The sequence below is a fragment of the Njordella aestuarii genome (assembly GCF_056494165.1).
Genome location: NZ_CM151397.1, coordinates 4155611 through 4168094, shown reverse-complemented (window position 1 = coordinate 4168094; position 12484 = coordinate 4155611). Strand labels below are relative to the sequence as shown.

Here is a 12484-nt window from a genome sequence, read left to right as displayed (position 1 = left end):
ACAGCACTAAGCTTTAGTTGTTGAAGAATAGTAAACCCAATTCGCTCTCTACCCGTACTTTGACTGAATGAAGTGAGCAAACAGAAATCTCAACCAACTAAACCCGCGCCTCAGAAGCCTTCCTCCAAGAAAAAAAGTGTCGCCGCAGCGACGGGTTCTGTGATTGCGGACAATCGCAAGGCTCGTCATCACTATCAAATTCTTGAGTCGGTCGAGTGCGGACTAGTGTTGCGCGGAAGTGAAGTTAAATCTCTTCGAACCGGAAAATGTTCATTGGACGAAGCCTATGGTCGCGTCCGTGATGGGGAGGTTTGGTTGGTAGGCTGCGACATCCCCGAGTACAAGCAAGCCTTGTTGTGGAATCATGAGCCTAAGCGACCGCGAAAATTCCTAATGCACAAGCGGGAGTTAAATCGTTTTGTAGGAAAGACGAAAGAGAAAGGGCTGACGCTAATACCTCTCAAGCTCTATTTTAATGAACGAGGTTTGGCTAAATGTTCGTTAGGCCTATGCAAAGGGCTGCAGACGCATGATAAACGCCAAGTTATGAAGAAAAATGAAGCGCGGCGAGAGATCGAACGCGCGGTTCGGCGGAAGATCTAACTGGATTTCGTCCGATCTGGATTTACGAGGGCATCCATATGTTAGAAATTAAAAATCTGGTTAAGAATTACATGGATCCCGATGGAAACTCGAATCCAATTCTCAACATTCCCAAATTTCGCGTCGACGCAGCAAGTCAGGTCGTGATCCGCGGTGCTAGCGGCGGCGGTAAGACGACTCTGCTGAATATTGTCGCAGGCATTCTCAAGCCCAATTCTGGTGAAGTAATTTTCGATGGCCAGGATATTTGTCGGCTGAGCGAGAGTGGACGTGACCGCTTTCGTGCGGCAAAGATTGGTTATGTCTTCCAGACGTTCAATCTGCTTGACGGATTTACCGCACTTGAAAATGTTCGTCTGGGCATGTCCTTTGGCAAACGAAGGTTCGACTTGAGTCGTGCCAAAGATTTACTCGAACGAGTCGGCTTGGGAGATAGGCTCCATCACCGCCCTAAGCAACTTTCAGTCGGTCAGCAACAGCGTGTCTCGGTTGCACGAGCGCTCGCTAACGGGCCTCGACTGTTGTTAGCAGATGAACCAACCGCAAACGTCGATCCTGCAAATCAGCAAATAATCATCGAGTTGATGCGTAGTGTCTGCGATGAGGAGAAAGTAGCCATGTTGCTAGTAACGCATTCAGAAATCGTGTCATCACAGTTCTCGAACGTCGTGCAATTCGAGGAATTAAATTCTGCTTTATCTGCTCCGAACACAGCATCTGCCATATGAATCTATTTCAAATTGCGTGGAGAAATCTGCGCTATCGATCTCTCGCAAGCGTACTGACGATTCTTTCCATGGCACTCGGCGTGGGGCTCTGCATTATCGTGCTGAGCATCTCTGGTGTAATTAATCGTTCGCTCGAACGCAACAGCAACGTTGGGTATAACCTGATTGTTGGATCCAAGGGCAGCAGTACACAATTGGTTTTCAATACGGTGTTCTACCTCTCGCAGCCGATCGAGGCACTCCCGTATGAATACTACCTTGATTTTCTAACCAAAGAGCAACGGATGGAGTTGCGTCGAAAGATCGAAGGGAAAGCGAGCGACGAAGAAGCCCAGGGACGATACGCGTTTCTTGTCAGCGGCGGCTTTGCAATCCCTGTTTGCCTTGGTGATTATGTCGGTGAGCATCGACTCGTTGCGACTACCCCACAGTTTTTCGAGTATCTGAAGTATGGTGACGCTGCGGATCAAGAGTACAAATTTTCACAGGGGCGAAATTTTCAAGAAGAATCGGCCGAGCATAGCTTTTTCGAAGCGGTGATTGGTTCCCAAGTCGCGCAAAATCTCAACTTGAAAATCGGCGACAAAATATTCGCTTCGCACGGTCCCGGCGGTCTTACTCACGAAGACGCTTTTACGATCGTTGGAATCCTGGCGCCAACGGGAACTCCGAATGATCGCGCTGCCTTCGCAAATCTCGAGGGTTTCCTTTTGTTGGAAGGACATGTGGCGCCAGTCCGAGATGATGCCGGCCTGGAAGTTAGTCGAGATCCGGAAAGCTCCGACAGCGAAACCCAACAAGCATCCACAGGCAGATTGCCAATCCATCAACGTGAAATCACAGCGATTCTGGTCCGACATGGTCCTATCGGTACTGGGTTGCAAAGGGCTGTGAACAAAACCAAATACGCGCAAGCTGTTTCACCGATTATGGAGATTACCCAGCTGCTTGAATTCTTTGTCAAACCAGTGCAACTCGTGTTGTTACTGATGACGCTGATGGTCTGCTTGGTAAGTGCTGTGAGTATTCTGGTCAGCATCTACAATAGCATGAACGAGCGAACAAGGGATATCGCCATCATGCGGGCTTTAGGTGCCTCACGCGATCAAGTAATGCTCGTGATTTTTGGCGAGTCGCTCTTGATTACGTTGATCGGAGCGACAACGGGTTTGATTGGAGGGAAGCTGTTGACCTACAGCCTCAGTCCAATCGTTGAAGAGAGAGTCGGCATCAAGATTCCTCTGTTTGACTTCAACCTGCCGTACGAACCGATCGTGGTTGGATCATTAGTGCTCGTTGGAACCCTCGCGGGACTCATACCTGCGATGTTGGCTTATAAGACAAACGTCGCTCGAAATCTTTGATTCCGATGCGCAGCCAACTTTGCGAAGCGGCCGCTGTCAACTAGCTCGACGCGGCCATGTGCCGCTACACGTGCGTGACTAAGAAGACGGTACGTTTGTACGGCGGCTTGTCCTGCCGGTCCGAGTCTTTGCTATGGTCTGCATCTGTTCATCGCCGTAGACCTTCTCGGAGCCGCCGTATCCGTACGACTTGTTGCCGTATGAATAACCTGCGGAGCCGGATGTCTCGTATCGATACCCACCGTAGCCGTAATTATTTTTGGAACCAACCCCGTTGATAACAACGCCTACGATTTGAGCGTTTACCGACATCAGTATGTTCTTGGCTTGTTCTGCAATCGGCCGGCTGTTTCGGCGAAGTCGCATGGTCATAACGACTGCATCGACAAGAGGAGCGACGTTTGCTGGGTCACTGACCGACAGCATCGGCGGCGTGTCGATGATGACAAAGTCAAACTGATTTCGCAGCGCCGACAGCATCTCTTCGAACTCGGGCAAAACGAGTAGTTCGGATGGATTTCCGACTCGTGGACCGCTGGAAATGATCGAAAGATTCTCGATAGTTGAATTTTGAATGATCGACTCCAACGGCATGGTGTCAGTCAGATATGAGGTGACACCAAGTTCTTCGCGTACGCCGAAGATCTTCGCACCGCGAGGACGCCGCAAGTCACAGTCAACGAATAGCACTTTGCGGCCCGACTGAGCAAGCGAGACGGCTGTATTGGTTGCCAGGGTACTTTTACCGTCGCCAGGTAGCGGGCTAGTGATTTGGATCACTTTCGCCTGATTCTTTTTATTGGCAAAGAACAGCGATGTTCGAATTCCACGATAGCACTCGCTGGTATTCGATTGGGGTTTGTGAAGGGTGACGATCGATGGGTCGACGAGTTCGTCTCGCATTTCCCGGCGATCCACTTCAAAGATAGGGATGTGCCCCATCACCGGAACGTTAAGCGATCGCAATATTTCTTCGGGAGAGCGGTAAGACCGGTCCGCCATTTCGAGGAGGTAGGCGAGCCCGCAGAAGAGCCCCATTCCAAGGAGTCCACCCAGACCGAGAAACTTCAACAAGCTTGGGCCGGTTAATATCCCCGGCTTTGGCGTATCCTGGATAATCATCTTCTTGCGATTGTAGTCCGTGCCGATCTGCAAGCCTTGTAGTGCCTGTTTGAGCTCGGTCGTGCTTTGCTCCATCATGTCCAGTTCTTGTTTGAGAACTTCGATTGAAGCAAGGTCGGCTTGCAATTCCTTGGTACGTTGCTCTTCCTCTGCAGCAATTTTCGCCAATCCCATACGTTCCATTGTTAAGGCTTGTCGCTGCTCTTGCAGCGAGCCAATCGCGATTGAGAGCTTTTCTTCGGGCGTCTCTGTACCTTGGTTTAGTTTCGCGAAATCCTCTAACAGCTGCTTGCGCTTTTCTTCTTCCATAGTCAACAAGTCGTTCAACCGCTGTTTCATAGCGTCGATCTGCTTGTCAAGGTTGACAACGCTCCGGTGTTTCTCACCGTAAAGCTGTGTTAGCTTTTCTCGCTCGACCTGAAACTGCAGAATACTTGTTTGCATGGAACCGACGGCAGGGCTCTCACCGCTAAGGACGGTGTTTTTCTGAATCGTTTCAATTGCTGTTTCGTACCGACTGCGGTCGATTTGTGCTAAGCGTTTTTGCTGCAGCATGTCTAAGAGGTAGGTTGCTGGTCGATTCGCCTTCTGCGCTTCAACAACTTGCATTAGCAATGCATCGATCTGCTCCATTTCCATATTGATTTCAGAAATCCGCTTGCTCGTCGCCAAGAAAGCTTCTGCGAAAGGGTCGCGAGTTTCTTCGCCATTCCAAATAATTGGTAGCTGCGATCGCACTTTGATGTACTCTTGGCTGGCCTTTTTGAAGCGTTGGTCGTAGCCGTCTTTGTGCGAAGCAAGTTTGTCGATCACCTCTTTACCGCGATCATCGTACGCAACGTTCAAATATTCTTGATAGCCAGCAAGGATTGCTTGAACGACCTCGGCCGCTAGTTCTTTGTTCTCGCAGGTAAAGTTGATATCAATCAAATCCGTGCGCAGTTCGCGAGTCCCGGGGTCGACTTGAAGGTTGTCCTCGTCAATTAGCCATTCGAAGAGCTCCTCGACGGGCAAATCGAGGTTAGGATTTTGATCAAGCTTTCCAATCTTGATTGCGTTCGAAATAACCCGTTCGCTGCGAATGATTCGGATCTCGTCTTGCCGACTTTCACCAGCTGTTTCGCCCATATCAAGCTGTGCGGTTGGTAGATTTTGCTGCGTCGGCGTTAAAATCTGAATCAACGCATGGGACGTGTATTGGGGCGGTAACTGGATTTGAATCAAGTAGCCGATCGCGAGGCCTAGTAAGAGACCGAGGAGAATCAAGCCTTTCCAACGCCAAAGCATGGCAACGGGATCTACGCCGTCATTGGCCGCCTGCGGTCGCATTGCTGGAGGCGCATTGTTCCAGCGTTCGTTGGTTGGAGCAACATTCATAATTTCTCGTTCAGCGTTCATCCGCGATTTCGATCAGAGAAAAGTGGCGTGGTTGATAAGGAGCGGCGCACGTCGTGCCAGGTTGGTTGCAGCTCTAAATCTTATACGCATTACCCGACTTTGTCCCTAGGAACTGTCGGTTTACGCTGCGGATGTAGGAAGAAAATAACCGTCAATCCGCGTATGCGGAACATTCCGTTTGAGCGGATAAAGGCGAAAAACAAATCGGAATACAGCCGCTAAAGTTGCGCCTTGGCATTCTCGAGCCGTTTTTGAAGCGACTCCAGAATCTTCTCGCCACGGGCTTGATAACTCAAAATTTTCACCTGTTCTTCAACTTCTTTTAGATCTCCAAGTTCAAAAGCGGCATTAACAATATCGACGCGGAGCTTCCAATCGGCGGGATTTCGGCGGATCGCCTCATTCGAATGTTCGATCACCGCCAAGTAATCCTTCCGGTCTCGAGCTATCTGAGCGAGATAGATGGCACGTTTCGGATCGACCCTCGACAGGTCGTTCGCCAGCACTTCCGCGTGGGATATGATCTGCGCGTGAGTCATGGGCGATCGGTTTTCCGGAAAGAGTGTGGCGACCCGCAGCAAGTGGGGGATGTTGTCTTGAAACACATTTACCGGAACCTCCCCATCCTCATACCACTCGTCCAGCAGCTTGGCGACCGATCGATCAGCGGATAAATCCACTGCCAGATTGGTACGCAACAGATCAATCGCGTTCTCACGTCGTCCGTGTGAGTTTTCTACAACCGCAACCTGCAGGAGGAATGAGGGCTGATGCCGGGAAAGCCTTTCGAGACGGATCGCCAAGTTGGATAGCTCCGACGCGGGCAGTTCGTAACCCAATATGTACAGGCTGTAAGAAAATCGCCAATCGAGCGGGCTGTTGACAATGCCAGACTCAAACAAGCGGCGTGCTTGTAACCATCGCTTCTTTTGCTCAGGCGATTGAAAAGCTTCATCAACCGCGTCGACCGAACTCTGTGCTCCGCTAAGGGTCATGTGCGTAATTGTGGGTGATGCAAGTGACGCCGCCGTTGCGAGGGGGACTCCGAGGGCTTCTCGCAAATCCTCAGTGCGTTGCACAGTAAACTCTGAAAGCATGGCGTAACCCAGCAGTCGAGTTGCATCAGGTGTCGTCTCAAATCCTTCGGGATCAGCGCCCCAGATCCCCGCTAGAAAAACAGTGGGAATACCAACACGCTCCGCGACAGGCATGGCGACTTGCCGCGAATTCCAGAGTCGCATCCGATCCGCTTTAGCCAATAGCGAGAGTCCGGCCTGGCCAAACCAAAAGATTCCAGCTATCGACATGCCCACCAACAGACTTACCAAAATCGCCATCCACCGCGGCGAAGGCTCCGGGTCCGATGAATAGGTCGATTCATTCAAAGCATCGGGTGCTATGGCGTCGCTCTCTTTAGCGCGACTGATGTCGGTAAGTCGTCGTCGTTCTGAGCGGGGCTTTGAACTACGTGACTTTTCGCTCTTACGAGACTCCGCTTGAGCACTACCATATATTGCACCCAAAAGTAAACCGGCGGTGATAAAACATGCAGGGACGATCATTCCAAAATCGAAGAAGCTATGTAAACCCACAGAGACTAGCAACGCCAGTCCCGTAACCTTATGTGCAGCTAACCTGTAAATCCCGCTGCGCGCGGTCGACGATTTGCTCAAGCGAGGCTTAATCGTGTAGAAGAACGTGGCGACGATGCCGACGATGCCGACCAAACCTACCCAGCCTAGATCGACTAGTGCTTCCCAGTACAAGCTTTCCGAATTGTAAAACCACCCGCGAATTGATTCCGATTGGAATGGCAGGTGCGCATAATGAAAAGTGCCAAGACCGCTGCCCGTTGCGGCGAAAAAGAGCGAGGCGTCTCGCGCTATGCTCCACACCAATCGCCTGGCAACTTCAAAATTTTCGCCCCATTCGGTCGTTTCTAATCTTTCGCGAATGCGATCATCAAGCTCAAACGAAAATAAGAAAGCTGCACCAACTGAAAAGATAATCAAGGCCAAGATGATTTTGCCAGGACTTATACCGCTACCAGTTGAAAACAGAAACACGGCAAGTACGGCCACAACCGAAGAGATCGATGCACCCCGTGACGCTGTCGCTAAGACGGATGCAAATAGCAGCGCGCTCGCGATGATCGCTGCTATCTGAAGTGTGGTGAGCTGCCCAACCGTCGTTTCAATCCGAGTCAATATCGAATCAAAACGTCCAGATGGAGTTGAGCTGTAGCGGCGATCCACATGTTTGCCTTTACCTTCGGTGAACGCGAGTGTCGTTAACCCTAAAGAAGCAGAAAGGCAAACATTCAGAAAACAACCTGCGGTATTGCGTGAGACGAACGGTCCAAAAGAATAGTGCTTGCGCAGTCCCAGGACGTTAGAGCCGTCCCATGACAGGACATGAGATACGCCAAAAAGGGCCACCAAGATCCCAACGACAGTGAGACAGCCATACAGCATGAACTGCCCCGTTGTATCGGAAAAATAGGATCTTCCAAACCAGACAATCGCAGCTAGCAATGCCATCATGGCGGCTGCTCCTTGCGTGTGTAGCGGTTCAATGCTCCATGCTAGCCTTGTGTTCGCGAGTCGATCTGGAATTAGTTTTCGATATTCGCTATCGCTCGGCGTGGTCGCTGTCTGAGCGATTCCCAAACGTTCGCTTACTGTCGGAACGGATTGTCCTAAGAAGAATCGCTGGAGCCGGATAGAATTGGGCCCCGAGTCCCCCCCCTGCAGGCTATACATTGGCAATGACTGGAGGACGGCCCAGCCTGCCATGAAACCAAACAAAATTGAAGGCCATGGGGGAAGCAGTTGGCGTATTGGACGAGCGTTTTCAGTTTTGCTCGGTCGCACCAAGTCGTAGAGATTACATAGAAAGGCAACTAAACATACACCGCTGCCAACCATCAGCAAAACGTTCTGCGGAGTCCAGTCAACACTGCCGTAGTACCAGGGCACGGCCGCAACGAGAGACAGAAGCAGGATGCGAACCGTAAGTATTCTCCAAGCGTACCCGGTGGCGGGCGCTACCGCTTGTGTTCTCGATTTTTTACTTGATTTTCGCCAGGACGTTTTGTACTTGATACCGGACTGCATTTGAGAGGATCACGATTATTCGGCAGGATGAATTCAAAAGTCCAACAACTTGAGACTTGTCACGGAGCACCGTCGCAGTGCCGACGGTGCGAGGCGAGGTACGAATCGCTAGCATACGAATCGCTCAATCTTAACAAAGCGTTCGTCCAATTTTGAGAGCATTATAGTCCAAAATCTGGTTTTGCAGGGATCGCAGCCTTCGAAAAGCCATCGTCGATACGACCGTTGCGTCCATTTCTTTCGCTAAGAACGATAGAACCAGAATTATCGCTAAATTTTACGCGACCATCTGGCGATAATTTCAACACGCTCAATTTTGCGGCGAGGCACGAGTGTCTTCAGGCATGCCGTGTTGTTGTCAAGGTTGGGCTAGGTGTCATCGAGGGGCGTCTAAACGCAGTGCCCCGAAATGCGACACACGAAGTCTGGATTGCTTCTGGGGGGAGCCGAGATGTCATTTGGTCGTTGGAAAATTGAATTGCAAGCATGGTTTCGCCATTTGTCGGCTGGCAGGCTGGCTGCGGTCGCTGTAGCAGCTTGCATCGCTAGTTCGATGTCAGGCTGCGGGGGATTTCAGATGGCTGAAAACTCCTGGAAGTACAATTCATCCTGGAACAATTTTGTGATGAAGCATCGCAACCAGGGCTGGGCAACCAAGGCTTGGCATCGTCGCAAGCATGGGTTTTGCAATCAGCCCTGCTTGAACGAATTCTGCGATGGCTTTACGGCAGGCTATTTGAGTGTCGCCGATGGTGGCGATGGCTGCACCCCGCCGTTTGCACCCCGTGAGTATTGGGGCTGGGAATATCAGTCGCCCGAAGGGCAGCAGAAGGTTGCTGCTTGGTTCTCTGGTTTTCCGCAAGGATGTCGAGCGGCCGAAGAAGATGGTATCGGCAGTTGGACACAAATCCAAACCAGCTATCAAATTCAGAAAGAGTACGACCAAGCCGGATTGTTAGGCGAAGGCCAAAGGCCAGGGATGTATCCAATGCCCGAGGCTGTGCCCGCTGGACAAATCGCTGCACAGAGCTTCGCTCGCTCGGCGGTTCCGGCTGCTGACGTGTTGTCAGCTCCACAGCCAGAGTCGTTAAACGCCACGCCGGTAATCGACAGCCCGAATATAGTGCCCGACATAAATGCGGTAGATGGCGGTTCAAAACTTGAATTGCCTGATGACCATTCGTCTAAGCTGCCAGGTAACAGTCGCTTGTTACGTTAATTGCTAGAGGCATGGCGGCATAACTAAAATTGATAGATTGCGAATTGCTCAAACGAGTGGACGCGAAAACAAACACAAGACTGCTTTTGGTTACTACCCCACAAGGACGTGAGGGATTCAATATGAAAATTCTGAGCTCGGCACATCATTATCAGACCCGTGAGACATGTCGCGTTACCATAAAGAAGGTACTCGCATCACTTGCAGTACTCGGTGGCAGCACGATGTTAAGCGGCTGTTCGAGTATCACAACTCCCATAAGTGGAGTGCCTGCAAGCCGAGTTCCACCTCAGTTTTTGGCAGAACCCAAGAACAATCTCGTACCGATCGATATCTCGCGATTGTCGCAAGAGCCACCGCGGCAATACTTGCTGGACGGCGGTGACATTCTTGGTGTGTACATCGAAGGTGTGTTGCCGTTCATTCCACCTGACCAGCCGCCAGAGCCACCACCAGTTAACTTCCCAGCTGAAGGCAGTACACTTCCTCCATCGTTGGGCTATCCAACTGCGGTGCAGGAAGATGGGACTATCGCACTTCCGCTCATCCGCCCGCTCAACGTACGCGGTATGACGGTGGAACAAGTTCGCGAAGTCATCCGAAACGAATACCTTCAAGCGGAAATCTTGAAGGAAGAAAATGGACAGGTGTTGACTCCGATTGTTACGCTGATCAAAGAGCGTACGTATGACGTGACTGTTGTACGCCAAGACTTGGGAGCCCGCTCTCCAACAACGCTCACAACGCGAGGTTTCCTCCGAGGGGCTGACGAGAGCGCTTCGGGCGATGTTGTAGCTCTGCCAGCATACCAGAACGACGTGTTGCACGCGTTGATGGTAACGGGAGGACTACCGGGCTTGAATGCAAAGAACGAAGTAAGAATTCTGAAAGCGAGCCGTTACAATCCGCGAGAGCGTGACTTGTTCATCCAGAACTTCTACCACATGTACTACCAGAACCCAGATCCATGCAGCTGCCCACCGCCACTGCCAGAAGATCCGACAATTGTGCGTATCCCGTTGCGACTGCCGCCTGGTGTAACACCAAATTTCCGTCCTGAAGACATTACACTGGAAGATGGCGACATTGTATTAATCGAATCACGCGATGCAGAAGTGTTCTACACTGGCGGACTGTTGCCAGGGGGAGAATGGCCGATACCTCGTGACTATGACCTTGACGTTTTGGGAGCCATGGCGATCTCAGGCGGCGGTATCGCTGCTACGGGAGCCGGCCGAGGAAACGTTGGCGGAGCCTTCGGCGGCATTACGTCTAGCATTGGAGGGGTTCCTCCAGGACAGCTCTACATCCTCCGAAAGACTCCTTGCAATGGGCAGATCAATATTGAAGTCGATCTAGCTAGAGCATTGGCAAGTCCTCGCGATCGACCATTGATTCAGCCTGGCGACACACTGATCCTGCGATTCAAGCCAGAGGAAGAGTTGCTCAACTTTGGGCTCGGCACCTTCTTCACCTTCGGTATCCAGGAACTAATTCGCCGATAACGCTGATCGATCAGCAAGTCTAAGCAAATAATATCAAGGCGGAGTTGAATAAACTCCGCCTTTTTGCATTGATGTTCGCAATGCATGTTCAAGCTATTCTTTGGCTCAAGCAACGTTTAGTCAAAGTCGGTCCTTGACCTAAACTGTGGTCGGTCGGATAATCCGCCGATCGTCGCAATCACTACACCGTACAATCAATCGTTTAGCGCATGAAAATCCACGAATACCAAGCGAAAGAACTTTTCCGCGCCTCCAACGTCCCTGTGTTGAAAGGGATTCTTGCCAAAAATCCCGAAGCAGCCGCGGCTGCGTTCACCGAACTTGGAGGCCCCATTGCCGTCATCAAGGCTCAAGTTCATGCGGGAGGACGAGGTAAGGGGACATTCATCCAAAAACCGGAACAACGCGGTGTTCAACTCGTCAAATCAGCTGAAGAAGCCGCCGCTGCAGCCAAAAATATGCTCGGCAATGACTTGGTGACCATACAGACCGGTGAGGCCGGTAGCAAAGTCAATCAAGTCTTCATCGAACAAGGTTGCAAAATTGCTCGCGAACTCTATATGGCAGTCGTTCTCGATCGCGCCGCCGCGAAACCGCTGCTGATGGTAAGCAGTGAAGGTGGAGTCGAGATTGAAAAAGTTGCCGAGGAGTCGCCCGAGAAAATACTTCGAGAGCACTTCGACCCTGCTTATGGTTTGCAAAGCTTCCAGGTCCGCAAGCTATGCAAGGGACTTGGCATTTCTGGTAGTGCGGCGAAAAGCGCCGACCTCTTTATGAAACGCTTGTGTAAGTTCTTTGTTACTTACGATTGCGCAATGGCCGAGATCAACCCGCTGGTCATCACTGACGACGAACAGATGATTGCACTGGACGCGAAAGTCACCTTCGACGACAACGCCATGTATCGCCACCCAGAGCTGAAAGAACTCCGGGATCTCGCGGAGGAAGAGGAAGCGGAAGTTCGGGCTGCTAATACTGGCCTGTCCTACGTCAAACTTGACGGCAGTATTGGATGCTTGGTTAATGGCGCGGGGCTAGCAATGGCGACGATGGATATCATCAAGTACCATGGCGGCGCTCCAGCCAACTTCCTTGATGTGGGCGGCGGTGCAAATACGCAACAAGTCACCGAGGCATTTCGCATCATTCTGAGCGACCCAAATGTTAAGGCCATATTGGTCAATATCTTCGGAGGAATCGCTCGCTGCACGACGATCGCAACCGCGTTGATCGAAGCGTCCAAAGAAGTAGGCTTCGACGTGCCGCTCGTTGTTCGCCTTGAAGGCACGGAAGTTGAGGAAGGCAAACGCTTGCTGGCTGAAAGCGGTCTACCGATCATTTCAGCTGACAATTTGACCGACGCTGCGAAGAAAGTCGTTGCAGCAATTGCCTAGCCAATTGCGGTTGCCGTCCATTCGGTTCCGCTCAC

The 12484-nt window shown here is 51.3% G+C and carries 8 protein-coding genes; 6 read left to right on the top strand and 2 right to left on the bottom strand.

All coding sequences use genetic code 11. From position 1 onward, the window contains the following. The first annotated feature begins 72 nt into the window (after positions 1-72). From smpB to SH451x_RS16400, 3 genes are read left to right on the top strand one after another with little or no spacing between them, the layout of a single operon-like run. Entirely contained in the window at positions 73-603 is a 531-nt protein-coding gene (gene smpB / locus SH451x_RS16410) for an SsrA-binding protein SmpB (protein ID WP_479358073.1), read from the top strand. 38 nt (positions 604-641) lie between these two features. Continuing rightward, the gene (locus tag SH451x_RS16405) at positions 642-1331 is read left to right on the top strand and encodes an ABC transporter ATP-binding protein (RefSeq protein ID WP_479358072.1); all 690 of its coding nucleotides are present in this window, start codon (positions 642-644) and stop codon (positions 1329-1331) included. Beyond that, positions 1328-2695 (top strand): ABC transporter permease, encoded by a 1368-nt coding sequence (locus SH451x_RS16400; protein ID WP_479358071.1) that lies wholly within the window; start codon positions 1328-1330, stop codon positions 2693-2695. Before SH451x_RS16405 ends, SH451x_RS16400 begins: the two co-directional genes overlap by 4 nt. Before the next feature lie 78 nt (positions 2696-2773). Here the strand turns inward: SH451x_RS16400 and SH451x_RS16395 are convergent, their stop codons facing one another. Beyond that, positions 2774-5215: a polysaccharide biosynthesis tyrosine autokinase gene (locus SH451x_RS16395; RefSeq protein WP_479358070.1), complete on the bottom strand. Its 2442-nt coding sequence runs from the start codon at positions 5213-5215 to the stop codon at positions 2774-2776. Between the two features lie 218 nt (positions 5216-5433). Next, a complete protein-coding gene (locus tag SH451x_RS16390) occupies positions 5434-8331 on the bottom strand; it encodes an O-antigen ligase family protein (protein WP_479358069.1) in 2898 nt (965 codons plus the stop codon). 409 nt (positions 8332-8740) lie between these two features. Between SH451x_RS16390 and SH451x_RS16385 the strand changes: the two genes are divergently transcribed. The 3 genes from SH451x_RS16385 to sucC all read left to right on the top strand — a co-directional run bounded on the left by SH451x_RS16385 (position 8741) and on the right by sucC (position 12449). Next, entirely contained in the window at positions 8741-9550 is an 810-nt protein-coding gene (locus SH451x_RS16385; RefSeq protein WP_479358068.1) for a hypothetical protein, read from the top strand. 122 nt (positions 9551-9672) lie between these two features. After that, positions 9673-11055 carry a polysaccharide biosynthesis/export family protein gene (locus SH451x_RS16380; protein ID WP_479358067.1) on the top strand — a complete coding sequence of 461 codons (1383 nt, stop codon included), beginning with the start codon at positions 9673-9675 and terminating at the stop codon, positions 11053-11055. A gap of 209 nt (positions 11056-11264) precedes the next feature. Further along, a complete protein-coding gene (gene sucC / locus SH451x_RS16375) occupies positions 11265-12449 on the top strand; it encodes an ADP-forming succinate--CoA ligase subunit beta (protein WP_479358066.1) in 1185 nt (394 codons plus the stop codon). The last annotated feature ends 35 nt before the right edge of the window (positions 12450-12484 follow it).

Bases quoted from the DNA above. Each gene is read 5' to 3' on its own strand.
- SH451x_RS16400 (WP_479358071.1), top strand. From the start codon at position 1,328: ATGAATCTATTTCAAATTGCGTGGAGAAATCTGCGCTATCGATCTCTC.
- SH451x_RS16395 (WP_479358070.1), bottom strand. From the start codon at position 5,215: ATGAACGCTGAACGAGAAATTATGAATGTTGCTCCAACCAACGAACGC.
- sucC (WP_479358066.1), top strand. From the start codon at position 11,265: ATGAAAATCCACGAATACCAAGCGAAAGAACTTTTCCGCGCCTCCAAC.
- SH451x_RS16405 (WP_479358072.1), top strand. From the start codon at position 642: ATGTTAGAAATTAAAAATCTGGTTAAGAATTACATGGATCCCGATGGA.
- SH451x_RS16380 (WP_479358067.1), top strand. From the start codon at position 9,673: ATGAAAATTCTGAGCTCGGCACATCATTATCAGACCCGTGAGACATGT.
- SH451x_RS16390 (WP_479358069.1), bottom strand. From the start codon at position 8,331: ATGCAGTCCGGTATCAAGTACAAAACGTCCTGGCGAAAATCAAGTAAA.
- SH451x_RS16385 (WP_479358068.1), top strand. From the start codon at position 8,741: ATGCGACACACGAAGTCTGGATTGCTTCTGGGGGGAGCCGAGATGTCA.